Source organism: Lactobacillus sp. M0403, from assembly GCF_016101265.1.
Lineage (GTDB): Bacteria > Bacillota > Bacilli > Lactobacillales > Lactobacillaceae > Lactobacillus > Lactobacillus apis.
This window is the reverse complement of sequence record NZ_JACFQV010000006.1, coordinates 1-25,117: the sequence shown is the minus strand read 5'-3', so window position 1 is coordinate 25,117 and position 25,117 is coordinate 1. Positions and strand designations below refer to the sequence as shown.

Here is a 25,117-nt window from a genome sequence, read left to right as displayed (position 1 = left end):
CTTACTTCTTTGCCTCCTGTCTTGCTAAGCTAGCGATATCTGTCTGCTCCCATTCCTCGACACTCTTCCACTGATCATAAGCTTTGACGAAGTAGACAGGGATCAAGTTAACCAAGTTGTCGTGGCTGCTGTCTTTTTCTACCCTAAAAGCGACAATAACGCGCTGAATTTCCGCTTTCTTTAAGCCGTTATTTACGAGTTGCTGAACAACTTCATCCGTTGGCTCCAGTGTCCGCGTTTGGCCATCAAAAGGAATCGGTATTTGCAAATCTAGATTGTTAAAAGCAACTTCTACAGTATCCTGCGTCAATTTTGTACTAATTTGCGGATCATGCTGCCCCATAAAAACTGGCATCCCTTCAATATAGTTACTGTAGCAAGTAATTTCATTTGAAGAGTCAAAATATCTTAAATCCTGTTCACTCAAGCCCAGTTTATGTACCAGCTCAATACTATTTAGTAAGCGATCGTTGACCGTCATTTCTTTTTGCTTTTCATAACGGGTATAAAGTAAATCATTACGCTCACTTGCTGCATTTGGCACACGTAACTTCGTGTAGTAGTTAAGTGAATAAGTTGTCCAGCCCTTTTTGCTAGCCCTTGAAGTGACATTTGTTGTGCCCAGCAAACGCGAAACAAAATAAGAGTCGGTCTGCTTAGTCGTTAAGTAGCTGTATACACGCCAATTTTCTTGTTTTGTGTAAAAAGTTTCGTAGCTATCTTTCGTGCGCACGAATTTAATTGGCTTTTTACCTTTGATATTATCGGCATAATCACGAAGACGACTAAAATCAGCGTTAGCCAAATCAATACGATAGATAGTAGCTGTTTTATCATTACCCAGATAAAGGGAATCATTACTTGCCGAAACAAAAGCGCGTCGAAACTTTTTATCCTTATTTGTTAGCTCTCTTTTAGTAAACAAATTAACGCTAATTTCGTTAGGAAAAGTTAATTGCAAATAGCCCGGATTATTGAGCATCTTTTCATAAGATTTTTGATCTGAACTAATTGTTTTAATTCCTTCGAACTTAACGTTTTTAAGTTCTTTGGCAAATTCCAAGGGTAAGTTCTTTTTGGCATCATATAAACGATATGGCTGCCCATTTTCAAAGCCATATGAGCTTGTTGGTACATACAGATTGTCAAATATTCGCCCGCGCTGGCTATGTGTATGTTGAGTAACATTGCTGGTCTGATCGATGCGACTAAAATACTGGTCGTTTGTCATAATGAAGGTCCACAAGACAATCGAGAGCACAAAGACAATGACCGTTCCTAGTGACAACAGTAGATCACCGATTTTGAATTTAGACTTCATCCCAATCGTCCCCCTCACTCATTGGTTCATATGGCAAGGAAATGTAGAAAGTTGAGCCCTTACCTTCACTACTGTTAGCCCAGATTTTACCATGATGCTCATTGACAATTTCTTTAGCAATGGCAAGGCCAAGACCTGTTCCGCCTTGCTCACGTGATCTTGCCTTATCAACCCGATAAAAGCGATCAAAAATCTTACCAAGATCCTCACGCGGAATTCCCAGCCCTTGGTCACTGATACTGAGAACGATTTTTTGTTGCTCCTGTCTTAATTTAACAGTAATTACACCACCATCAGGCGAATACTTGATTGCGTTGTTCATAATATTATCGATGACCTGTGCAAATTTATCGGTATCAATTTCAACCCATAGAGCCTGTGATCCGAGCTTCCGTTTAATGGTATATTTTTTCTTACCTTCTTTTGCATCTGTTTTAACGATCATATCAAAACGATCTAAAATATGAGCCACAAAATCATTAAAGTTAACCCATTCCACGTCAATCTTTGAAACACCACGGTCCATTCGTGACAGACTTAGCAGCTCATTAATCATCCGAATCATACGCTCAGTTTCTTCTTGGGTAACCTGTAAAAATTGCGGTGCAATGTCAGGATCTTTCCATGCACCCTCATTTAGCGTTTCAATGTAAGCATGTAAACTAGTTAGCGGCGTGCGCAACTCATGCGAAACATTGGAAACAAATTGCTTTTGTGAATTTTCATTTTTTTGCTGTTCCGTAATATCGTGTAAAACACAAACGCTACCTGAAACAAAGCCCGTTACTCGCTTAATAAGGGAAAAGCTCGCATGCAGAATTACCTCGTCACGCGTTCCTTTATTAATAGTAATAACCTCACCTTTTTGACTGGCAATTAAATCTTGCGAAGTTTCATCTAATCCTAGAACGGAAGCGATAGGTTTATTAATAATTTCTGCTTCAGTTGTGTTCAAAAAGCTAAGTGCCATTTGGTTAACGACATTAACGTTGCCGTGACGATCAGTTGCTAGCACGCCATCACTCATGTGGGACAAAACGCTATCTAATCGTCGCTGCTCACTTTCGGATTCTTCTTGCGATCGCTCAATTCGAACCGATAACGTATTAAAAGCCTGCCCCAATTGGCCCAACTCATCATTTGAATAGATCTTAACCTGGCTCGAATAATCACCATCAGCGATATTAAGGGCTTGACTCTGCATTTCTTCAATTGGCTTCGTAATCGCATGCGAAACAACCAGCGATAAAACGGCACCCATTACCGCGGCAATCAACGATGTTACTAGGAACATCAAAGAAATATTCCGGAGATCATTAAAGACACCCTGCATTGAGGCACGGACATAAATTGCGCCAACAGTGTTAGCGGAGCCGTTACCCGCATTAAGCGGCGTCACTTGAATCATGTAGTCACCATGATCACTAACTACCTTAGTTGCTTGCCTGCCAGTTGAAGTTACTTGCTTGACTAAGGTGTTATTTACACGCTGCCCTATCCGGTTTTTATCATTGATATTAGAAACAGCACGAATAATGTCTTTATTGTCGACTACAATAATTTCACTAATGGTACCAATTCCGTTACTATAGTCACTAACAATCCGGTTAAGATTACTGTCAGTGTGCTTATCATCTTTTAACAGCTGCGTAGACAACTGATTACTGACAATTGGCAGCACCTGAATTGAAGATTGAAAATTTTCAATACTATTTTGTTCCAATTGTCTTGTAAAATAGGCACCAATTACTTCAATCGTAGCAATTATCATTGCCATGAAGACAGCGGCTAAAGTAGTATTAATCGAAATCGTTAGATGTTTAAACTTGTTTTTTAATTTTTTCATATTCATAGAAAGCTAAATATAAAAAGAAAGCCGCGCATAAAGTAGTTCTGCGGGCTTTCTTCATTATTCCTCAGTAGGCTGTTTTACATAGTAGCCAACACCACGACGAGTCACTAAAATCTGCGGTTGGATTGGGTTATCTTCTATTTTTTCACGTAGACGGTGAACAGTTACATCAACAGTGCGAACATCACCAAAATAGTCGTAGCCCCAAACTGTTTGTAACAAGTGCTCACGTGTCATTACTTGGTCCATGTGCTGAGCTAAATAGTAAAGTAACTCGAATTCACGGTGGGTAAGTTCAATTTTCTTACCCTCTTTTTCTACTATATAAGCATCTGGCATAATCACCAAGTTACCAATTGTAATATTTTTAGTAGAAGTATCTTCATTAGTACTTTCTACTTTTTCAGCGATATTGCGGCGCCGCAAATTAGCCTTAACTCGAGCAACAAGTTCGCGGTTAGAAAATGGCTTGGTAACATAGTCATCCGCACCCATTTCTAAGCCCAGCACCTTATCGATCTCCGTGTCTTTGGCCGTAACCATGATAATTGGCAAATCATGAGTTTGCCGAACTTCACGTGCAACATCTAAGCCATCCTTTTTAGGCAGCATTAAATCCAAAATCATTAGATCCGGATCATATTCATCTACTTTTTTAATGGCTTCTTCTCCATCATAGGCAGTGTCGACGTCGAAGCCCTCCTTGGTCAGATTAAACTTAATAATATCTGATATTGGTTTTTCGTCATCGACAACGAGAATTTTCTTTGGCATCGAAAGCCTCCTTTGCTTACCATTATACTGTTTTTTCCCTTATTAGCCAAAAAAGTCACAAAAACTTAATAAAAAGTCTTGCATTTTAACCAATTTAATAGCATAATAGTTCCCGTCGGCTGTACAAGACAGCATTTGGGTGGCTAGCTCAGTTGGTAGAGCAACGGACTCTTAATCCGTGGGTCCAGGGTTCGAGCCCCTGGCCACCCATCATAAAGGAAAAAGCAACAATTGCACGGAATTGTTGCTTTTTTGTTTTCTAATAAACGGACTATGCCACACTTTTTAACACGGTCAAATATCCAGCCAAATAGTAATTGGGCTATAGTTAAACTTAGTTTTTAATTACATACTTACCTTTATTTGTGTGTAGTTTGCGGCAATAGTCCTGACTTATTGCTGCTTTTAGCAGCTGCATTATCTTATTACCTTTGCCAAGTGCTAGTCAATTTTTTAGCTTACGCATTTCAGCAAGTTAAGACACTCAGTTATTGCATACGGAAAAATAGGTCAATTAGAGCAAAATTCATAATTATTTTTGCTAAACCCCTTGTCAAAGTATGAAATAGTTGCTATTATATTTAACTGTCGGTAAGACATGGGTGGCTAGCTCAGTTGGTAGAGCAACGGACTCTTAATCCGTGGGTCCAGGGTTCGAGCCCCTGGCCACCCACCATAATGGAAATGGCACTGCAAGTAGTCGGTGCTTTTTTTATTTTCTTTTTTAATTAAACAAGTATCAGACGGCTAATTAACTTAGCCGTCTTTTTGTTTTCAGTCTTTTTATAGCATAGTAGTAATTTATGCTTGCCTACGAATCAATACTAAATTAGAATATTATATAGCATATAATATAAGGAGGGAGCAAAGCATGGCAATCCAAATACCAACACGTTTATTGGATGGTGCTGTTTTAGCTTTTTTAAAGCAAGATGACTTGTATGGCTACGCTTTGACACAAAACGTTCAAAAAGTTTTCGATATCTCCGAATCAACCATTTATCCGGTATTACGGCGCTTAAAGAAAAATAATTATTTAACAACTTACGATGAACCATACCAAGGGCGTAACAGGCGCTACTATCACATCACTGATGATGGCATTGAATTACTCCAAACAATCCAAGATGAGTGGCAGGGTTTTAGTACAAATGTTGATCAAGTGTTAGGAGGACAAAATGACCAAAGTAATTGATGATTATATTTTTGAGCTGGAACAAGACCTAAGCGGCTTACCAGAAAAAGAGCGTCAAGACGTGCTCGAATTTTATCGTGAATTTTTACTTGATGGCGATTTTGTCAGGCGCTCAACCATTGAACAAGAGCTAGGTACACCAAAACAGTTATCAATTAAAATACTAGCCGACTATTCAACCAATAGCGATTCTGCTTCAGTTAAAGCAACGGCGCCTCGGTCAAATTTAAAAGCAATTTGGTATATCCTGCTAGGAATTTGTGCCGCCCCTATCGGTATCCCGCTAATTTTATTGATTTTTGCCTTCCTTGCCGTTTGTTTAGCTTTTTTAGTAACCTTAGCAGTTATCGTCTTCACATTCTTCCTTAAACAAGGCTTTCTCCTAGTTAAGGCCATTGCTCTTCTGTTCACGGGTAATTGGGCCGCTGGTAGCCTTTATTTAGGACAAGCACTAATCGCAATCGGGATTGTTCTTTTACTTTTACCGTGGCTTGTCAAGCTTGTCGATTTTCTTATTGCCAAATGTACAACAGCAATGCGTAATTTAGGGAAAAATGTTTTAAAGAAAAACTATTTTCAGACCAATAAAAATCATAAAGAGAATTAAAAATGAAGAAGCTTTATAAAATTGGTGGGTTACTTATCATCATTGGGCTATTTTTATTTGGCATAAGTAAAGTAGTAACCAGTCATTCACCTCAGCCTACACCAGTTCGTCCACAGCAACGGCAAAGTAGGAGTCAGGGGCACACTTTTAACGTGAATGAGTTTGATCGAATTCAGCTAAAATGTTATCGCCCTGATATCAGAATTGCAACAGGGAAAAATTTTCAAATTACAATTAGTGGCAGTCATGGTGCAGACATTAAGAAAATAAAAGCTAAAGTTAAAGATCAGCAATTAACTATTTATGACCAACCCGAGCATCATTATAATGACGGCTTTTACCAAGTTAACATTTCCGTTCCTAAGAGATCCTCCCTGAAAAAAGTGGCCGGTTTCTGTGACGCTGGAGACATGCAACTAACAAACTTAGACTTGTCTACCATGGAACTAAAAATAAACGACGGCGATTTAGTTATCAATGATGCCAAAACAAACAACTTACAAGCTCAGGTAAACGACGGTGATTTTAAAATAGTCGATTCAACTATCCTAGCTAGTATGCTAAAAGTAGCTGACGGCGACTTAGCAATTGCCAACAGCAAACTTCAAACTGCCACTAAGCTAGCTGATGGTGACATTAAAATCAGAAGTTCAGAATTTACCAATGATAGCTCATTCAAGTTATACGATGGTGAGTTCTTAATGACTGACTCACCTAAAATTAGCTACGTACTTTCGACTAGCTCTGACGAGAATATCCGCTTTTTTAATAAATACTATTCAGGACGCTTTTCTCAAAAAGTTAAAAATAAACCTGCTCTTCACGTTAATAGCACAGATGGAAGTATTTTAATCCATTAAATTTAAAAGGAGCCCTTTATAATGAAAAAAATCTACGTAATTGGTATTACTGTTCTTACATTAGGTCTTGCCTTACTCATTATTGGCAAGGTAAATCATGGTGAGCAAGAGGCCGACCTTGCCAATTCAGGAAAAAGGTCTTCAATGATTGAGCGTGCTAGCAATTTCTTCACTCATGGTGAGCAAAGTACCCATAAAGTAAAGACTGTTACTAAAATCACGCAAGTTAAGCCCTTTTCTAGCATTAAACTCAACGTCGATCAACCAGATGTGCAAATTGCTCACGGTGAAAAATTCCAAGTCACGGTTGTCGGCCACAACCCTAAAAAAGTTGGAATAGAAGTCACAGACCATCAATTAATTATTACTGACAATGGTTCATATGATGATGACTATCGCATAGCAATCACTGTTCCAAAAAATATGGACCTAGAAAATATTGATGGCTCTTGTTCTGAAGGCGATTTTAGTCTACGTGATCTGACTATTGGCAAAGTTGATTTACAGCTTCAAGACGGCGACGTCACTGTTAATAATGTTAAAACCAAAAACGCTAACTTCTATCTCGATGACGGTGACATGATGCTTACCGATTCATCTCTTTCTCAAAGTATCCTCAACTTAAATTCTGGCGACCTAACTGTCACAAATTGTCACCTTAAGACAACTGCTTCACTTGATGATGGTGACGTTAGCATCAACAACTCAAAAATTATTGATGACTGTTTATTTAACTTAAATGATGGTGATTTTCAGGCAAGCCAAATTTCTAAAACCAGTTGCCGTCTTTCAATTGCCTCATACGACGATGATGATGATGAAAATATCAACTATCATGGCCATAGTTACAGAAAGTACTTTAGCGAAATCATCAAGGGTACTCCACTTCTTAAAGTAGTCTGCTCAGATGGCGGAATTAAAATTAACTAAGGGTGTTTTTCACCAAGTCAAAGTCTTGCACTAGTTTTTTATACTTGTACAAGGCTTTTTTATATTGCTCAACCACTGCTTTCAATGCTATGATTAATTAAAATAATAATTAAATTAAAATTAAATAGAGGTATTCACCTATGAGCAACTGGTTTGAACACGGAAACAATTCTCAAAATAGCAATTTTAAATCTTACCATATTGATTTACCCTCATTCATCAATATTAAGGCTAGCCTTTATCTTTTTAGTGTTAATATCCATGCAGGTACAGACTATCAGGCAACAGTTTATGATAAAGATCAAAGTCGAATCAGTTTTAGTGTTGAAGACCAAACACTACTTATTAAAGAAAAAGATGAAAATAGAAAGCAGAAAAATATCCATCTGTCAGACATCCCTAAGTTAATTATTACTATTCCTAATGGGACTTCACTTGATTCTGTCAAAATCGGAAATAATGTAAGTGATATTAACTTAGCCGGTTTTAGTATGCGGCAACTTGACTTGTACTTATCTGCTGGCTCATTACAGTTAACAGAAATTACCGTAAAAGACCGTGCTAAAGTCATTCTTGAAGCTGGCAGTTTAAGCATTTCACACTGTAAGACAAACTTGAATGCAACACTTTCTGCTGGATCAGTTAAAATAGAGCAATTACGCGGAAACAATCACTTTGAACTAGCCGCTGGCTCATTAAAAGCAACTACTGATGATGATCAAGAAACAGAGTATAATCTCACAACTGTGGTGGGTTCGATTAATTATCATGGCCACAGAAAGCTGCACCATTTTTATCGAGAAGGTGCGGGCAAAGATTACTTAACGGTCCAAAGCGCAGTAGGATCAATCAAGATTATATAAAAAGAAGTCTTACTTTAACCAAAACAAGTTAAAGTAAGACTTTTTTATGTCTAAAAATTAGCGTTGAACATCAATGACAAATGAATTAATGTCTCCACGGTACTCAGCGATTGAGTACTCGATTGGCTTTTCGTCTGCAGTCAAACCTTGAGTATGAAAATAAAAAATCGGCTTATTAACTTCAATATTTAACAAATTAGCAGTTGTTTCATTGGCTTCCATTACTTCCAATTTTCTTATTACACGCGTTACCTTTAGCTGATATTTTTCCAACGTATCATATAAAGAAGCCTGTGCAAAATCATAGTCAATTAATTCTGGCACACGCGCTTCAGGAACATAAGTAGTAACTAAAACTGTCGGTTGATCATTAGCGTACCGTAACCGGACCATTTTAAAAACCGTTGCATCTTCAGCCAGCTGTAAGTTTTTGCTAACTTCTTCAGTAGCTTTTTCCACATTGAAATATAGTAAATTGGTTTTCGGATATATTCCCTTAGCACTCATTTCTTCACTATAGCTTTCAATTAAGTGCGTAAACTCCTGCTCAATTTTCACTCTTTTAACTAAGGTGCCCCGCTTACGTCGCCGTTCTAAATAGCCACGACGAACCAAAAGGGAAATAGCCTGCCTCATTGTTGGGCGACTCACTTGGTAGCTGTCTGCCAATTCAGTTTCAGGTGGAATAAGTGTATTTTGCGGGTAAAAACCAGTTTGAATCTTGTCTAAAAGATCATTAGCAATTATCTGATATTTAGGAAGCTCTTTTTCTGCCAATTGTCCCAACCACTTTCTACTAGTAATTATGTGTACATAAGATTACTATACCATGCAAAAAAACAGTGTAAAGAGTAGCGCTATGCTCAGTTACACTGTTTTCTCTAAATCTCAATTGAGCTAATATTATCTTCTTCAAACCGCTTTTTTAGTGAATCGATAATCTTTACACCCGAACTAGTACCAATTCTTTCAGCACCCGCAGCAACCATAGCTAGAAAATCATCTGTGTTACGAATTCCACCAGCAGCCTTAACCTTCACATCAGGACCAACAGTTTCTTTCATCAACTTGACATTCTCGACAGTAGCACCAGCCGTGCCAAAGCCAGTTGAAGTCTTAATAAAATCTGGCTTAACATCCTTGGCTATTAAAGCAAGCTGTTTAATTTCCTCTTCTGTTAAATAGCACGTTTCAAAAATCACCTTGCATGGTACATCCTTTTGGTGACAAAGTTCAACCATTTGTTGCATTTCATTTTTAAGATACGACCAATTATGTGCCTTCACTTGCGTCAAATTAACGACATAATCAATTTCATTTGCTCCATTTTGTAAAGCATCTTTAGTTTCAAACAATTTGCATTCAATCGTCGTTTGACCTAAAGGAAAGCTTATCGCTGCCCCCGTGTCAATATCGGTTCCCTGCAATTGCTCTGCACAGAATTTAGATTGTACTTCATTGATTGCTACCATTTTAAAATGATACTTTTTGGCTTCATCGCAAAGCTTTTTCATGTCATCTTCAGTTGCATCAGCATGTAAATTAGTATGATCGATCAAGCGGGCAAAGTCATCAATTGTATATTTCATTGTTTTCCTCCTTTATGTAATTACATATTATAATTTTAAAATATGAGCGATTTACTTGTCAAATATTTTTTCGCTAAAAAATAGTATTTGACTTAAGTAAAGCGATTACATATAATTATTTTATAAATATTATGTATTTACAAAAAGAGGTGATATTAATGAAAGTCCTATTAACTTCACACGGACATTTAGCGCAGGGAGTTGCTTCAGGGTTCGAATTCATTGCTGGTAAAACAGGCTACATTAAAGTAGTGGAACTTGACGAAGCAGGAATTGGATTATATCGTGAACGACTTACTCACTTGCTCAGCAGTGAAACAGATCCTGTTCTAATTTTAGCTGATTTAAAAGGAGGAACGCCGTACAACGAATGCTTTAAATATTATTTAGCCCACACTGAAAAAGTACGGTTAGTTAGCGGCATGAATTTACCAATGCTATTAGAACTCATTCCACAACTAACTAATCAGACATCTTTAGATGAAGCAGTTCAAATAGTTTTAGAGGCTGGAACAAGTGGTATTAATACTGCTAAAGCAGAGCCAGATAACGATGATGAGATTGAATTTTAATTGTTTTAAGAAGGTATAAAAATGAGTATTTCAGTAGTAAGAATTGATGATCGAGTAATTCATGGCCAAACGATGACACGGTGGACAAAGGCACGTCCTGTAGATGGTATTCTAGTTGTTGGTGACAATATTGCACACGATAAGCTTAGACGTAAGGTTTTAAAGGCAGCTGCTAACGAACTAAAAGTTGGCATTTACACGGTTGCAGAAGCCGGTGACAAAATACAAAAAGGGATGGACTCTAAGAAAAAGTTCTTTCTGATTAGCGATTCACCCAAAACTTTTGCTCAACTGATCGATATGGGAGTAGATTTTGGCAAAGTACTAAATGTTGGTCCGATGAACACTAGACCCGGTACCAAAGTTCTAGGTCGAACAGTCGCAATTGACCAAGATGATTACAATGCTTTTGAAGATATTGCTGCACATGGAATTGATATTCAGTTTCAGTTACTACCGGATGATGATATCAAGCCATGGTCAACTATGAAAAAGAAATTTGACTCAATGTCTTAACTTGGGAGGCAATAAAAATGAATAATTTATTTTTCCCCGCACTTTTGACTGGAATATTCTGTTATCTCGGGGCAATTGAATCACCATGGTTATTTGGTATGTCTGGTGGCTTTTATATCGTTGGTAGACCGCTGGTTGCAGGCCTATTAGTTGGTCTTGCATTTGGTGACATTAAAAATGGTATTTTATGTGGATTAGCCGTTCAAGCAGTTTTCATTGCTAACCTATCAACAGGTGGTGCCACTAACAGTGAAATCACTTATGCAGCCTACGGTGGCATTGGCTTAGCGATGGCTACTACCAAAAATCCTGCAATCGCAGTTACACTAGCTATTTTAATTGGTCAAACTTTTGGACTAATCTTTTACAACGGCAGAATGGCGCTCTATTCTTTTTGGAACACCCGAGCAGAAACTGCTGCACAAAACAACAATGATCGTGGAATTGTCTTAAATCACTTAGTTTATCCACAAATTACAACTTTTCTTTTACGTGCAGTTCCTGTTTTTCTAGCCATCTACTTTGGTAAGGGACTAGTTAATTGGTTAATCAGTAGCATTCCAGCCATAGTAACTCACATTATTCAAGTTTTAGGCGGTGTTCTACCTGCTTTGGGTATCGCAATGTTAATGAGTATCGTTATTAAAAACAAGTCACACTTTATTTTCTTTTTTGCTGGTTTCGTTTTGCTAGCTTTTGCTAAGCTAAGCATGATTGCAATTGTCTTTATTGCTGCTTTAGTAGCTTATCTATATTACATGTCTACGGGTAAGAATAATGTATCAGCTGCTACTAATTCTTCGAATGGTACTCAAGAGGCAGTTGATAACGATGACGAATATGAAGATGAAGACTTGTTTTAGTGAGGTGAATTAAAAATGGCTACTAAAGAAAACACAAACGAACCGCAAAAGTTATTATCAAAGCATGAACTAAACCAAATTTGGTATCGCTGGGGGTTCACTCACCTCAGCTCAATGAGTTATGAAAAATTACAAGGACACGCATGGGCATATTCATATCTACCTTTTGCTCGAAAATATTACAAAAATGATCCTGAAAAAAAGCGGCGCCTTCTAGAACGTCATTCTATGTTTTACAATACTGAACCACAAACAGGACAAATTATTAACGGAATTGTTGCCTCTTTGGAGGAACAAATTGCTCTGGGTAACGATGTTTCCGAGGAAATGCCCGTTAATATTAAGGCTACTCTAATGGGTCCACTAGCTGGAATTGGTGATTCAATTATTCAAGGAATTATTGTTCCAATCTTGCTATCTATTGCAATGAGCCTAGCCAAAGGAGGCAGCCCTGTAGGACCATTATTTTACATTGTTGCTTACGGTATCCTTGGGCCAACTATATCTTATATTGCTTTCCATAGTGGCTATAAACTTGGGGTTGGTGCAATTGATACGATTGTCGGCGAAAACTCCAAGAGAATCACAGATACATTCAATATTTTAGGCGTTATGGTTGTTGGCGCCTTAGCTGCAAATACAATCGTCCTAAAAACTGCTGCTAAAATTCCTTTGGGCGGTAAGTCACAACCTTTGCAAGCAGTTTTAGACGGTATTTTCCCTGGATTACTACCTTTAGCAATGGTTATTTTAGGATGGTGGCTTGTTTCTAGTAAGCAAATGTCAGCGACAAAAGTTATTATCATCATGGTAGTTATTGTAACTGTCGGGTGTTTAGTTGGCCTCTTCTAATATACTAATCATATGTTCTTTCAACTATAAACAATTTTCGAATATTTTTAAGCACACATTACTGTGTGCTTTTTTTATAAAATGGAAAAAATATTAACATCTTTTTATTCTTACAAGATTCATGATAAAATTGTTTAATATTGTTATTGAAAGAAGGGTTTCATGGGTAAGCATACATACTACTACCAACACGAAACTGATGATTTAGTCGATAGCCATAATCAGAGCTATCAATTGCCTGATGATTATTCAATTTTTCCTACTTCTCGCATGGGCAAAATTTGGTCGGTCATTGTGCGTCCACTCGCACATCTAGTTAGCTTTGTTTACATTCGCCTAATCCTCAATGCCCGTATTGAAGGCAAACAGAAGCTAGCAAAAGCTGGCAACCAAGGCTTTTTTCTTTATGGCAACCATACCCAAGCATTTGGTGATGCAGTTTTGCCCCTAAGCATTATTGATGCTAAACGCTATTACGCAATAGGGGCTCAGGCAAATTGGGGCATCCCAATATTAGGAAAACTTGTTTTGCCTTATTTTGGTCTGCCTATCGGTGAAAACCTTGAACAATCAGGTAAATTAATTCGTGCTGTTTCCACTGTTATTAAAGCCGACAAGGTCGTAGTCATTTATCCCGAAGCTCATGTTTGGCCCTACTACACCAAAATTAGGCCATTTTCTTCTACTAGTATGCACTTTCCGATTGCTGCAAATGCTCCTAGCTTTTGCATGACGACGACCTATTCAAAGCCTAAATACGGCACTAGACCCAAAATCACTGTTTTTATTGACGGTCCTTTTTACCCAGATACTAATCTTGATAAAAAAGAGCAGCAACAAAAACTGCATGACCAGATCTTTTCTGCGATGCAAAAACGTGCAGAAAAAAGTAACTACGAATACTGCACATATCACAAAATTTAGTTTAAGGAGTTCAACATGAATATTCTTTTTTGCGGCGATCACAACGCTGAAAATGGCATTCTTATTGCTATTCTTTCTTTATTAAAAAATAGCGGCTCAGAAGAACTCCATATTTATATTCTGACAATGTACACTCAAAGCTTTAAAAAGAAGTTTAGTCCGTTCAGTAAGCATGCGGCAGACTATTTAAAGTCACTCCTAGTTAAGCAGAATCCTAATAGCACTTTAAAATTAATGGACTGTACGGGCCTGTTTGTCAGAGAACCATTGGTAGCAAACATGAGCACGCGCTTCACGCCCTATGCAATGTTGCGCCTCTATGCTGATGAAATACCACAGCTACCAGACAAAATTCTTTATCTTGACGCTGATGTAATCGTCAGACAAAGCCTTGCCGAGTTTTACCATCAAGACCTAACAGATACTGAATTTGTTGGCGTACTCGATTACTGGGGACGTTTCTTTTTCCATAATCTGCACCAGCATCGCGCCTTCGACTATGTCAATTCAGGGGTTCTTCTGCTTAACTTGCCAGAAATCAGAAAAACTAACTTGTTTGCTAAGATCAGACACCTCTTGCAAACCAGAACGGTTCTAATGCCAGACCAAACTGCACTTAATCGCTTTGCGAGCGAAAAGAAGCTTGCACCACGGCGCTATAATGAGCAATACAAATTGCAACCTGATACAGTAATTCAGCATTTTACAACTAGTTTTCGCTTTTGGCCCGTTTTTCACACCCAAACAGTCAAACCGTGGCAAGTTGATCAGGTTCACGACGTGCTGAAATTGCATGAATATGATGACATTTTGACGGAGTACCTTGACACCAAAGATAACTTGGTTAAAGATAAAGACTAAATTTTTAAAATGGAGAAATTATAAATGACAATTCCAGTTTTTTACGCAATTAGCGATGACTTCACTAAATATGCCGCTGTTTCACTAAATTCATTAGTAAAACATGCAGACTCTCAAAAGGACTATACTGTTTACTTCCTGAGTCAAGACCTCTCTGCTGAGCACAAGCAAGATTTGACTGATCTAGGTTCAGACAACGTCCACATTGAATTTTTCAAAATTAATGATGAAATTGTTGCGCCTATTCAAAACAGAAGCGAAAACTATTTACGCGCTGATTTCTTCACCATGTCAATTTTTTACCGTCTCTTTATTCCTGACCTATTTCCACAATATGACAAGGCTATTTATATCGACAGCGATACCATTGTCAATGATGATATCGGTAAGTTATATGACACAGAATTAGGCAATCACCTTTTTGGTGCATGCACAGATACATCCATTCAATTTGTTCCCAAAATGATTGCTTATATTAAAGATGTTTTGGCACTTGATCCTAAAAAGTACATTAACTCTGGAATGTTAGTTCTTAACTGTAAGGCATTTCGCGATGAAAAATTCATTGAGCATTTTATGGATCTACTTGAAACATACCATTTCGATTGCATTGCGCCAGACCAAGACTACCTCAACGAAATGGGTGACAAGCGTATTCTGCACCTTGATTCTAAATGGGATGCGATGCCAAACGAAAATACCGCTCCGCTTGCTAATCCAAGCCTAATTCACTACAATCTGTTCTTTAAACCATGGCATTTCTCTAATGTTCAATACGAAAAATACTTCTGGGAGAGCGCAAAAGAAACCAAGTTTTATTCTGAATTGAAAGCAGAACTTGATAATTACACTGAGGAGCAGCGTGAGCAAGACCGTGGCAAGCTTGACCACATGCTGGCTAAGGAAGACAAAACAGTTAAGGACCCGAACAACTGGGCACAGGTTAAAAAGCGAGGATCAGTTAGCTTATGATTATCGGCGACGATCGAGTAAGAGTAATTAAAAACATTGAAAAAGCTGTTGCTAAAGGTGATTGGAGTGCCAAAGTAGAAGTTGGTGATCCCGTTTTATCATTAGATGAGCGTAAAAATCTAGTTAATAACTTTTGGGCTGAACAAAGCACTTTTAAAGGTAAAACTAACGACAAACTGGGACACCTTTTGTTCAATACTTTAACTAAGGTTTTAACTTCCGACACTACTTTCACCGGTCTGGAAAATCTCAATGACCTACCTGATGGTGGAGCAATTATCACAGCTAACCATTTCAATCAAATTGACTCTCTTCCGATTAAGCACTTAGCTAATAAAACTCATCATCACCTGGCGATTGCAATCGAGGACACCAATCTCAAGCTTCCTGGCATCTTAAGTTACCTGATGAATTACGTTGGTACCATTCCACTGATCAAAAGTCCAAGCTACATTGGTACTGAATTTCCTAAGCATCTTCATGATGAGTTAGCAAAAAATAATTGGGTTTTAATCTTCCCTGAGCAAGAAATGTGGTGGAACTACCGCAAACCGCGTAAACTTCAACGTGGCGCGTATTATTTTGCCGCTCAACAAAACGTCCCGATTGTCTCAACTTTTGTTGAAATTCAAGAAAAAGATAAATTGGAAAAAGATCATCCTAATTTTTATCAGACTAAGTATATTGTTCATGTTTTACCAGCAATTTACCCAGATGTTAAATTAAGCGCTAATGAAAACTCCAAAAAGATGCTTGCTCAGGACTATCAACAAAAAGTTAAGGCCTTCGAGGAAGCCTATCACCGCCAATTGGACCCAACTTTCACTCCATGGGACATTGCTGGTTGGCGCTATGACTATCAAAATAGCAAAACAAAGAAATAGACTTAATTGTTTTTAAGGATTATCATATAGTAATAAACTAAATTATTTTAGTTCTAGAAAAGGGGTTTTTCTGATGGAGAAATTTACAAAAGAATCATTGGCAAAATTTGATGGTAAAAATGGTAATCCAGCATACGTTGCAATTGACGGCGTCGTTTACGATGTAACTGGTAACCCACACTGGGCTGAAGGTGAACACCACGGTAATTTAGCTGGTCAAGACTTGACTGTTGCAATTGGCCAATCACCTCACGGTAAAAGTGTTTTAGGCAACTTAAAAGAAGTTGGTACCTACGAAGCTTAATCTTCTACTAGCCTCAAACTTTAAAAAATAAGAGAACACAATTTTCGCAAAGAAAATTGTGTTTTTTTGTTATGGCAAATCACAAAATTAAATCAAACTGCTTATTCATATAAGTTCGACTCACGCATGCGGATAACGCCATATATCCACATATTTATAAAATTATAATTAAAATAAAATTGACATATTATTAAATTGTTATTACAATGTGCAATTATAGCGCAGTTACTAATGATAAGGAGATAGATTATGACAAAAACACTTTTTGCTAATTTTTCATTATTTGATGGCACCAAAAATGAAATTCAGGATAGCGCTTGGTTATTAGTTGATAACGACACCGGTAAAATCACAGAAGTTGGAACAGCTAATCCACCTGCAGCAGACGAGAAAGTCGATTTAGCTGGCAAATACGTTATGCCAGGTTTAATCAATTGCCACACACATGTGACTATGAACCCCAATCCTAGTGATGGCGACACCATGGCTAATGTAGTTGCCTCAACTGTACGTGGTGTTAAAAATTTACATACGCTTTTAAAATCAGGCGTTACTTATATTCGTGAGTGCGGTAGCATTTTTGATATTGATATTACCTTAAGTAAGCTGATCGATGCTGGTCTAATTGAAAAGACGCCCGAGATTTTACCTTCGGGGCGTCCTTACTCAATGACTGGCGGTCACGGTGACTTCCCTAACTTTGGTCATTTGGTTGATTCTCCAGACGAAATGCGCAAAGCCGTTCGTCAAGGGCAAAAAATTGGAGCCAAAGCAATCAAAGTTATGGCTACTGGTGGCGTCATGACCGAAAATGACTTCATGGATGATCCACAGTTAAGTACAGAAGAAATCAAAGCTGCTGTCGAAGAAGCCCATCATAAAGGTAATATTGTTGCTGCTCATGCCGAAGGTAATCCGGGTATCATGAATGCAATTAAAGCAAATGTTGATTCTATCGAGCATGGCTTTTACGTTAATGACGAAGAAATTGACTTAATGCTGGCACAAAAAACCTACCTAACGCCAACAATTGTCGCTGATTGGGCCATTCCAAAATTTGGTGAGGGCCTTTTACCCGACTGGGAAATTAAAAAAGCCGCTGATGCACTAGACGATTTATGCAAAAATATCGCTCACGCTCATGATCGCGGTGTTGCCATCACTTTAGGAACAGATGCTGGGACACCGTTTAACGACTTTTCAATGACTCCAGTAGAACTGCAATTAATGGTCAAGATCGGCTTTAGTGATTATGATGCGCTAATGACTTCATGTAAAAATTCTGCCAAGTTACTAAAAATTGATAATGAATATGGTACTCTTGAGCCAGATAAGTATGCTGACTTCTTAGTTTTAGATAATAATCCATTGGAAAGCGTTAAAGCCGTACAGCAGGAAGACAAAGCTGTTTATAAAAAGGGCCAACGTGCTTACTAATTAGTAATAACTAAAAAACCTTCTAATTTGAACAAATGTGTTCAGCTCTAGAAGGTTTTTTATCGTAAAAATTAATCAACTGTTAAATAATTTACACTACTTTTGGACACTGGCTTTTTCTTCAGCCCTGCCAAAATGCGTATTAAATGCTAAATTCAAAACAATTGCTGCCAAAGCGCCAATCGTAATCGGTGACTTTAAGAAGTATTGCAAGAATAATGGTGCTTGAGCAATTACTTTAGCTGGAATAAGAACTAAAGCAAAAGTTAATACCATTGGAACTCCTACCACGTAAATTTGGTTACCGTTAGCTTCAGGAATAGACTTTAAGCCATTCAGCATAATAATCACACAGATAATCGCAAAAATTCCACCAATTACAGGACTCGGAATAGCTGCTAAAAAGGCTGAAAGCTTACCAACAAAACCTAAAACAACAAACCATATTCCGACTGATAAAAATACTTTACGGCTAGCCACCCCAGTAATTGATACAACCCCTGCATTTGTGGAATAGCCTGTCATCGGCGTGCTTCCCAGTAAAGCGGCAACTAAACAACTTAGACCTTCACCAACTAGGCCACGATCCCATTGTTTTTTCGTGATTTCGATTCCTGTTACATTGCTCATCGCAAACCAGGTACCCATTGTTTCGGTTGTTAGAACTATGTAAATAATTACAAAGGTAAGAATTGCGCTGAGAGAAAACTTAACACCATAATGCAAAATCGTAAATTGTGGCCATGAGAACCAGGCAGCTTTTTGTACGCTCTCCCAGCTGAACATGTGCATACTTGCCGCTGCAACGGTCCCAACGAACATCGCAATAACAATCGAACCTGCTTTTAACATGTTCTTTAGACGACCAGCATAATTGCTAAGAATGAGCACAATTAGTAATGACCCCATTGTAATTCCAGCTAAAGCAATATTTCGATTTAAATTACCGCTAGCTTGAAAGATATTGTCATTGAGTGCTGAAGGCATGAGTGAGAGGCCCACACAAGCAATAATTGTACCACCGACTACTGGTGGTACCAGCTTATTAACAACCTTCTGATAAACGCCACTTAAACCCAGCAGTACTACAAGCAATGCACCAACAATTGTTGCCCCTAGAACCGTTGCCATTCCGCCATTAGGACCACCATTAGCCAAATAAACGCCAACTACTGCACCAACTGGTACATAAGAAGGTCCCTGAGACATTGGCATTTTCATCAAAAGTCCTGTTTGGATTAACGTGCCGATTCCACAAGCTAAAAATGCAACTTGTAAAAACCCTGTTTTTTGTGCAGCTCCCATTGATAATAAGCCTGCGATGATTAATGGTGGCACATAGACGTCCATTGCCAAAACATGCTGCAGACCCAATAGGCCAGCTTCTAGAGTAGGAACATTATCATCTGGACCGTAAATTAATCCATTATCTTTCGTCTGCATTATTTTTCTCCTTGCTTGCAGCTACTTGGCCTTGTACCATGACCTGATCAATATTTTCTTTAGTGGTTTGATAAAGCAACTTTTCAAAGCGCATTTGTGGACTTTCATCTTGAAAGGCAGTCCAATTTTGATGAACAACTTGTAAGTCGGCATAACAGCCAGCTTTGATTTCTCCTGTAGGCAGTTGTAAGCTCAAAGCTCCTCCAACCGTAGCCAGATAAAAAGCATTTTTCATCGACAATATATCGTCTTTGGTACCGCGAACCTGCGAATCCAATTCAGCATCAACTCCTTCGTAGCGCTGGTGTGAAGAGACCACTGCTTGGCGGATGTTTTGATAAATGCTTGGACTATAGCCACCAGAAATATCGGTTCCTAAACCAATCTTATTACCATTTTGTAAGATTTGTTTAGCAGGTAAAACGGCATTGCCAAAGTAGACGTTTGAAATTGGACAATGCGCCAGCCCAACCTCTTTTTCTCTAAATAAAGCTATATCATCATCATTTAATAAAGTGCCATGCGCCATTACGGACTTATCTGTCAATAACCCAAACTGATCTAAAACTTCAGCATCTCGTTTATTGTAATGCTCCAACGCATAGCCATTTTCCCAATCGCTCTCACTACAATGAGATTGTACTGGAAGATCATACTTCTGCGCCAATTGCCCTAATCCAAGCAGTGCCTCATCTGTACAGCTTGGCAAAAAGCGTGGCGTAATAACAGGTGTAGCTGGAATAGTCTCATTTTCATTTAGCTCAAAAACAGTCTTGATAAAAGATTCAGTTTCAGTTAGTGCTTGTGCAGCAGTTTGGTCACGATAGTTTTCAGGCGTTTGCTCAGGATTATCCATCACAACTTTGCCGACAAATCCACGCTGGTGGTACTTTAAACAAGCCTTGACCAATTCCAAGTTACCAGAATTGTGAACTGAACCAAAATAAAGAGCGGTGGTGGTTCCCTGAGCCAGTAGTTCCTGAACTAAATCCTCATAGACTTTTTGCGCAAAATCCGAACTTTTATATTTTTCCTCTAATGGAAAAGTATAAACGTTGAGCCAGTCTTCCAGTGGTAAATCCAATGCTACTCCCGCATTGGGCCACTGGGGAGCGTGGATATGCAAGTCAATAAAACCTGGTAAAATTACTTGATCATCGTCTAGTTTTAGCAAGTAATCTCCCTTACTTGCTGAAGCTTTAACTTCTTGATAGCTATCATCCCCTGACTGAATAATTTCAGCAATATAGCCCTGACTATCAATACAAATTAGAGCTTGCTCTTGATACTCAATCTCATCTGGACTGATTGCAGTATAATAATTTCCTTGAATAACAGTTGAAAAATTAATGGTTCTTTCCTCCTTAATATCGAACATTTTTGTTATATTACAGTTTTAATATTCGCATATTTATTGTAACAAACTAACTTAGCAGAGGACAACTTTATTTTCAAAAGTTATTCATTACTATAAACCAAGTGGCGTATACTGATTGTGACAAAACATTAAACTTTAAGAAATACAGTAAAATCGACTATGACTAATTCAATTACTCAAAATGCCCTTCGGGCGCTTTTATACGAAGTTGTTACACAACCTAAACCAGGTCTCGTCGATCCCTTAAGCCAGGGACCGCATCCCGATATGAATATTTATACTTTTATTGATAGTAGCTTGAGCCTAGAGCACTATTTTTCTGAAGCAGTTGAGATCGGTCAAGCCTTTCAGTCAGCTGATTTAACGCAAATGTTTCAGCAATTAAGACAACAAGGTATTTTGGCTGAAAAAGAGATGTACACCGCTACTAAAGGAATAAATACTCATAAAGGTGCTATTTTTTCTTTAGGTATTTTTGTTTGTGCTGAAAGTTACAGTAAGAAACATCAAACTGAAATATTTACTACAATTAAACGGATGTGTCATGGCTTAGTCGAGCACGATTTAATTAACAATAATAAACTGCAAACCGCAGGCGAAAAAGAATACCAGCAATATGGTACAGGCGGTGCGCGCCAGCAGGCTGAACAAGGCTACCCTATTATTAGTGATATCGCCTTACCTTTTTTAAAAAATAGTTCTGGAAGTTTACAAGTGCGTCTTCTAGACACACTGATGAAAATTGCCACAATTACTGTTGATAGCAATTTAATCAAGCGAGCGGGCAATTATGATGCTGTTAAATGGCTTCAAAAACGCGCTCTTAGGTATTTAGAACTGGGAGGCTATGATTCCCCATTAGGTAAAAAAGAACTCTTAAAATTAAACCAGGAGTGTTTGGAAAAGAACTATAGCTTAGGAGGCTGTGCCGACCTATTAATTGTGACTATCTTTTTGGGGTTAGAAAAAGGCTACATTGTCTAGAACAAAAAAAATACTAGCTAATCTATTTAGATTAACTAGTATTTTTCATTTAAGTAAAAATCACAATATGATTAATGGTGTGACGCACCACTTACTGCATCAGTATCTTCAATTTCACTGCATGCTGTATCAGCAGCAATACGACCAAAAGTAAAGATATCAGCCAAGGAGTTGCCGCCAAGACGGTTACCAGCGTGCAATCCACCTGCAACTTCACCAGCTGCATATAAGCCAGGAATCACTTGATCTTTTTCACCAAGTACTTGTGCCTTTGGATTAATCTTTAAACCACCCATTGTGTGATGAATTGCTGGTTTACGTGGTGTTGCATAAAATGGTGCAACTTCACACTTGAGGTTGAACGCACTTTTACCAAATTCTGGATCATTTCCGGCATCAACATACGAATTATATTTCTTAATAGTATTAACTAAAGTGTCTGCATCCATGCCTGCTTTTTCAGCCAATTCTTCTAATGTATCAGCTTTTAGAAGAGTTCCTGCCTTAACTTGAGCTTCAAGTGATTCTTCTGTGGTGTTGTAGGCTGTCTTTTTAATTTTATCGTCTGCAATTAAGTAAAATAAGGTTCCATTAGCAATTGCAGCTTTGGCAAGGGTGTCACGTTCTGCAAACTCGTTAACAAAACGTTCACCTTTTTGGTTAACCATAATAAAGTTTTCTGGTGGTGTTTGAATTCCAGTAAACAATTCACCTGTCTTAGGATCTGAAACAGGCATCAACTGAATAAAGCCCATGCCAACTAAGTCTGCACCTGCTTCTTTACCTAAGGCGATACCATCACCGGTAATTGCTGGCGAGTTAGTTGTCGCGATATCATCATCAATGTGTTCCCAGTATGTATTGTACTTTTGCACCATTTTGGTATTTGCACCAAAACCACCAGAAGTCAAAATAACCTTCTGCGCATGAATAGTGATCTTATTGCCGTTACTACCTTGTGCAACGACACCAGTCACTTCACCATTTTCAATGATTAAATGTGCTGCCCTTGTTTCCGTTAAAACTGTAGCACCATGATCTTCAATCCAATCACCTAAAACATGAATAAAGGCATAACCCATTGGCTCAACAGGCTTGTGCCCACGACGCCATAATGCCCCAACTGGCATTGTTACGTCCGAACGGTCAAATTTAACACCTAAATCTGTTAGCCACTTAACTGAATCAAGCACATTGTTAACAAGTTCAGTAACTAAAGCATAGTTACCGTGAATTTCATTGCCATTTAAGTCAGTTCTTTTACCACCTAAATAAGTTTGAATTTCATGTAGTAAAACTGAATCAAACAAGTAGTCAGCGCCAGATTCAACATATTCATTAATTTGTTGTTGCAGTTTCTTAAAATCTTCCTGATATTCAGGGTCAATTTCTTCAATTGGTGTTTGAGCAAGCTTTTCAAGACTTTCTTTTTCACCAGAAAGAGCTTTAAATTGATTTTGCCATTCTGGCTCAGCTGCATTAAGTGGACCACCTGCTCTTGTAGTATTACCACCAATTTGAGGATACTTTTCAAGCACAACAACTTTTTTGTTATTTTGAATTGTTCGTGCTGCTGCAGTTAAGCCTGCACCACCAGCACCAATTACAACAACATCAGTATTATATTCCTCATCTTGTCCTGCATCTGCACTAGGCTTAGGACGATTAGCCCATTCTTCTGGATCGCCGCCGGCCTCTTGGATTGCTTGACTGACGCCATCAACAACACCATGACTTGAAATTGTGGCACCACTGACAGCATCTACGTTTAAAGTTTGATTATTGATAATTTGTTCTGGTAAACGTTTAAAAACTTCGTCTGCTACACCTTTGGTCTCACCACTTGAATCGACTGTTATTTCTTCAATCCGATCTTGTGAAAGTGTAACTTTCATTGGCATAAAACTTGAGCCATGTCCCTTAGCTTTTACAGCATATGTACCTGGTTTCATTTCGAGTTATTCCTCCTTATTTACATCTTTAATAACTAAATTTTACTAGCTTTCAATATTTAGTTGAAATACTTTTATAGCAAGTAGGCTATAATAAAAATGTTATCGGAGGAAGAATATGAAAGATCCAGAAATTTTAATCCATTATCTTGATGTTTTATTAAAGGAAAGTAATTTTACACGCGCAGCACGTGAACTCTATATTTCTCAACCTTATTTAACCCAACTAATTAAACGGATTGAGCACAAGCTAGGTACTAAAATACTAAATAGAGATGTTGTACCCTATACTTTAACCAAAGCTGGCATAATCTATTATAAGTATCTTGAAACAGCTATTGCTAATAACCAAAAACTAGAAGATAAACTTACGCCTTATACTGATCCCAATAAAGAAATCGTTCGAATAGGGATACTGGAGAGTCTAGGTACCTTTTTACTGCCTGAACTCTTACCTGAATTTCTTGCTCAAAATCCTAACATCAAGGTTCAACTAACAGAGACTTACCCAAGAAAAAGTGAAGCTCAGCTTCTAGCTGAACAAGTAGATTGCTATATTGGCCAAACCCCTGAATCACTAAGCAGTGGGCTAGATTTTTATGTTAATGGTGGTGAAAACTACTACATTATTATTTCGCCAAAATCAAAGTACTTTAAAAAAGGGCGCTTTATCCTTGAACCAGATGAATATGATATCAAAACAATTATCAAGGAACCTTTTGTTGTTAGTTCATCAAATTCTGCTATTCGCCACCAAGTTAATGGTGTATTTCAAAAATTTCATGTTAAACCAAATATCGTATTAGAAACTAATAGTATTCTAACCGCAACCAACTTGGCCATTAAAGGTGTTGGCTTGACTATTTCAGCCGCAAGCATAATCAAGCGCATGAGCCAAACACCAATTAATCTTTTACCCTTAAATAAAAACATCATTACCGTTAAATACTTTATTGCAGTAAAGAAAGGGATTAAACAAAAAGAAGGTGTCAAAAAACTAATTGCGAAGTTTATGGAAAAGAGTATTCAGCCAAATATCCGATAAATATGAATACAACAAAAAAGAGGATCAATAAAGATCCTCTTTTCTTGTACTTTGCTCCGGCTGTCAGACTCGAACTGACGACATCTTGATTAACAGTCAAGCGCTCTACCAACTGAGCTAAGCCGGAATATTAAAAAAG

General features: G+C 38.0%; 25 protein-coding genes and 3 tRNA genes. 19 read left to right on the top strand and 9 right to left on the bottom strand.

Annotated elements, in window-relative coordinates; genetic code table 11:
* Window position 1: 1 nt before the first annotated feature.
* From yycH to yycF, 3 genes are all read right to left on the bottom strand, one after another.
* Window positions 2-1,321 carry a two-component system activity regulator YycH gene (gene yycH, locus H3T48_RS07495; protein WP_198189050.1) on the bottom strand — a complete coding sequence of 440 codons (1,320 nt, stop codon included), beginning with the start codon at window positions 1,319-1,321 and terminating at the stop codon, window positions 2-4.
* Window positions 1,311-3,167 (bottom strand): cell wall metabolism sensor histidine kinase WalK, encoded by a 1,857-nt coding sequence (gene walK / locus H3T48_RS07490; RefSeq protein ID WP_074426126.1) that lies wholly within the window; start codon window positions 3,165-3,167, stop codon window positions 1,311-1,313. The genes yycH and walK overlap by 11 nt, the downstream gene beginning before the upstream one ends.
* Window positions 3,168-3,230: 63 nt before the next feature.
* The gene (gene yycF, locus H3T48_RS07485) at window positions 3,231-3,947 is read right to left on the bottom strand and encodes a response regulator YycF (protein WP_046305826.1); all 717 of its coding nucleotides are present in this window, start codon (window positions 3,945-3,947) and stop codon (window positions 3,231-3,233) included.
* A 137-nt stretch (window positions 3,948-4,084) separates the two neighbouring features.
* Between yycF and H3T48_RS07480 the strand changes: the two genes are divergently transcribed.
* The 7 genes from H3T48_RS07480 to H3T48_RS07450 all read left to right on the top strand — a co-directional run bounded on the left by H3T48_RS07480 (window position 4,085) and on the right by H3T48_RS07450 (window position 8,402).
* A tRNA-Lys gene (locus H3T48_RS07480) sits at window positions 4,085-4,157 on the top strand.
* Window positions 4,158-4,547: 390 nt separating this feature from the next.
* Window positions 4,548-4,623 (top strand) — tRNA-Lys (locus H3T48_RS07475).
* A gap of 195 nt (window positions 4,624-4,818) precedes the next feature.
* Window positions 4,819-5,142: a PadR family transcriptional regulator gene (locus H3T48_RS07470; protein WP_109715006.1), complete on the top strand. Its 324-nt coding sequence runs from the start codon at window positions 4,819-4,821 to the stop codon at window positions 5,140-5,142.
* Window positions 5,126-5,749 carry a DUF1700 domain-containing protein gene (locus H3T48_RS07465; protein WP_109715005.1) on the top strand — a complete coding sequence of 208 codons (624 nt, stop codon included), beginning with the start codon at window positions 5,126-5,128 and terminating at the stop codon, window positions 5,747-5,749. Before H3T48_RS07470 ends, H3T48_RS07465 begins: the two co-directional genes overlap by 17 nt.
* 2 nt (window positions 5,750-5,751) lie before the next feature.
* Window positions 5,752-6,609, top strand: a complete 858-nt coding sequence (locus H3T48_RS07460) for a DUF4097 family beta strand repeat-containing protein (protein WP_198189049.1) — start codon at window positions 5,752-5,754, stop codon at window positions 6,607-6,609.
* A 21-nt stretch (window positions 6,610-6,630) separates the two neighbouring features.
* Window positions 6,631-7,539, top strand: coding sequence for a DUF4097 family beta strand repeat-containing protein (locus tag H3T48_RS07455; RefSeq protein ID WP_198189048.1), 909 nt, complete (start codon window positions 6,631-6,633; stop codon window positions 7,537-7,539).
* Between the two features lie 140 nt (window positions 7,540-7,679).
* Window positions 7,680-8,402 (top strand): DUF4097 family beta strand repeat-containing protein, encoded by a 723-nt coding sequence (locus tag H3T48_RS07450; RefSeq protein WP_198189047.1) that lies wholly within the window; start codon window positions 7,680-7,682, stop codon window positions 8,400-8,402.
* Window positions 8,403-8,459: 57 nt separating this feature from the next.
* Here H3T48_RS07450 and H3T48_RS07445 read toward each other — a convergent pair whose 3' ends face one another.
* Together H3T48_RS07445 and deoC are read right to left on the bottom strand one after the other, a co-directional pair.
* Window positions 8,460-9,179, bottom strand: a complete 720-nt coding sequence (locus H3T48_RS07445; protein WP_198189046.1) for a GntR family transcriptional regulator — start codon at window positions 9,177-9,179, stop codon at window positions 8,460-8,462.
* Window positions 9,180-9,283: 104 nt separating this feature from the next.
* Window positions 9,284-9,991 (bottom strand): deoxyribose-phosphate aldolase, encoded by a 708-nt coding sequence (gene deoC, locus H3T48_RS07440; RefSeq protein ID WP_198189045.1) that lies wholly within the window; start codon window positions 9,989-9,991, stop codon window positions 9,284-9,286.
* Window positions 9,992-10,149: 158 nt separating this feature from the next.
* Here deoC and H3T48_RS07435 point away from each other — a divergent pair, with 158 nt between their 5' ends.
* The 10 genes from H3T48_RS07435 (at window position 10,150) to H3T48_RS07390 (ending at window position 18,176) form a co-directional block, all read left to right on the top strand.
* Complete coding sequence (locus tag H3T48_RS07435; RefSeq protein ID WP_198189044.1) at window positions 10,150-10,563, top strand: PTS sugar transporter subunit IIA; 414 nt, start codon at window positions 10,150-10,152, stop codon at window positions 10,561-10,563.
* 21 nt (window positions 10,564-10,584) lie between these two features.
* On the top strand, window positions 10,585-11,079 hold the full coding sequence (locus tag H3T48_RS07430) for a PTS sugar transporter subunit IIB (protein ID WP_198189043.1): 495 nt from the start codon (window positions 10,585-10,587) through the stop codon (window positions 11,077-11,079).
* Window positions 11,080-11,096: 17 nt separating this feature from the next.
* A complete protein-coding gene (locus tag H3T48_RS07425) occupies window positions 11,097-11,942 on the top strand; it encodes a PTS sugar transporter subunit IIC (RefSeq protein ID WP_198189042.1) in 846 nt (281 codons plus the stop codon).
* Window positions 11,943-11,957: 15 nt separating this feature from the next.
* Window positions 11,958-12,794: a PTS system mannose/fructose/sorbose family transporter subunit IID gene (locus H3T48_RS07420; protein WP_198189041.1), complete on the top strand. Its 837-nt coding sequence runs from the start codon at window positions 11,958-11,960 to the stop codon at window positions 12,792-12,794.
* A gap of 162 nt (window positions 12,795-12,956) precedes the next feature.
* Window positions 12,957-13,718 carry a 1-acyl-sn-glycerol-3-phosphate acyltransferase gene (locus H3T48_RS07415; protein ID WP_198189040.1) on the top strand — a complete coding sequence of 254 codons (762 nt, stop codon included), beginning with the start codon at window positions 12,957-12,959 and terminating at the stop codon, window positions 13,716-13,718.
* A 15-nt stretch (window positions 13,719-13,733) separates the two neighbouring features.
* Window positions 13,734-14,579, top strand: a complete 846-nt coding sequence (locus tag H3T48_RS07410) for a glycosyltransferase (RefSeq protein WP_109714999.1) — start codon at window positions 13,734-13,736, stop codon at window positions 14,577-14,579.
* Window positions 14,580-14,603: 24 nt separating this feature from the next.
* Window positions 14,604-15,551 carry a glycosyltransferase family 8 protein gene (locus H3T48_RS07405; protein ID WP_198189039.1) on the top strand — a complete coding sequence of 316 codons (948 nt, stop codon included), beginning with the start codon at window positions 14,604-14,606 and terminating at the stop codon, window positions 15,549-15,551.
* Window positions 15,548-16,435, top strand: coding sequence for a lysophospholipid acyltransferase family protein (locus tag H3T48_RS07400; RefSeq protein WP_198189038.1), 888 nt, complete (start codon window positions 15,548-15,550; stop codon window positions 16,433-16,435). The genes H3T48_RS07405 and H3T48_RS07400 overlap by 4 nt, the downstream gene beginning before the upstream one ends.
* 73 nt (window positions 16,436-16,508) lie before the next feature.
* On the top strand, window positions 16,509-16,739 hold the full coding sequence (locus H3T48_RS07395; RefSeq protein ID WP_074426113.1) for a cytochrome b5 domain-containing protein: 231 nt from the start codon (window positions 16,509-16,511) through the stop codon (window positions 16,737-16,739).
* 249 nt (window positions 16,740-16,988) lie between these two features.
* A complete protein-coding gene (locus H3T48_RS07390; RefSeq protein ID WP_198189037.1) occupies window positions 16,989-18,176 on the top strand; it encodes an amidohydrolase family protein in 1,188 nt (395 codons plus the stop codon).
* A gap of 96 nt (window positions 18,177-18,272) precedes the next feature.
* On the opposite strand, the gene H3T48_RS07385 is transcribed toward H3T48_RS07390, so the two are convergent.
* Both H3T48_RS07385 and H3T48_RS07380 read right to left on the bottom strand, forming a co-directional pair.
* On the bottom strand, window positions 18,273-19,619 hold the full coding sequence (locus H3T48_RS07385; RefSeq protein ID WP_109714994.1) for a uracil-xanthine permease family protein: 1,347 nt from the start codon (window positions 19,617-19,619) through the stop codon (window positions 18,273-18,275).
* Complete coding sequence (locus tag H3T48_RS07380; RefSeq protein ID WP_198189036.1) at window positions 19,603-20,997, bottom strand: amidohydrolase family protein; 1,395 nt, start codon at window positions 20,995-20,997, stop codon at window positions 19,603-19,605. The genes H3T48_RS07385 and H3T48_RS07380 overlap by 17 nt, the downstream gene beginning before the upstream one ends.
* Window positions 20,998-21,156: 159 nt before the next feature.
* Between H3T48_RS07380 and citG the strand changes: the two genes are divergently transcribed.
* Window positions 21,157-21,981 (top strand): triphosphoribosyl-dephospho-CoA synthase CitG, encoded by an 825-nt coding sequence (citG, locus tag H3T48_RS07375; protein ID WP_198189035.1) that lies wholly within the window; start codon window positions 21,157-21,159, stop codon window positions 21,979-21,981.
* Window positions 21,982-22,052: 71 nt separating this feature from the next.
* Here the strand turns inward: citG and H3T48_RS07370 are convergent, their stop codons facing one another.
* Window positions 22,053-23,933 (bottom strand): flavocytochrome c, encoded by a 1,881-nt coding sequence (locus tag H3T48_RS07370; protein ID WP_198189034.1) that lies wholly within the window; start codon window positions 23,931-23,933, stop codon window positions 22,053-22,055.
* 118 nt (window positions 23,934-24,051) lie between these two features.
* On the opposite strand from H3T48_RS07370, the gene H3T48_RS07365 reads away from it, so the two are divergent.
* Window positions 24,052-24,978 (top strand): LysR family transcriptional regulator, encoded by a 927-nt coding sequence (locus H3T48_RS07365; RefSeq protein WP_198189033.1) that lies wholly within the window; start codon window positions 24,052-24,054, stop codon window positions 24,976-24,978.
* A 54-nt stretch (window positions 24,979-25,032) separates the two neighbouring features.
* Here the strand turns inward: H3T48_RS07365 and H3T48_RS07360 are convergent.
* Window positions 25,033-25,105, bottom strand: a tRNA-Asn gene (locus H3T48_RS07360).
* Window positions 25,106-25,117: the final 12 nt, after the last annotated feature.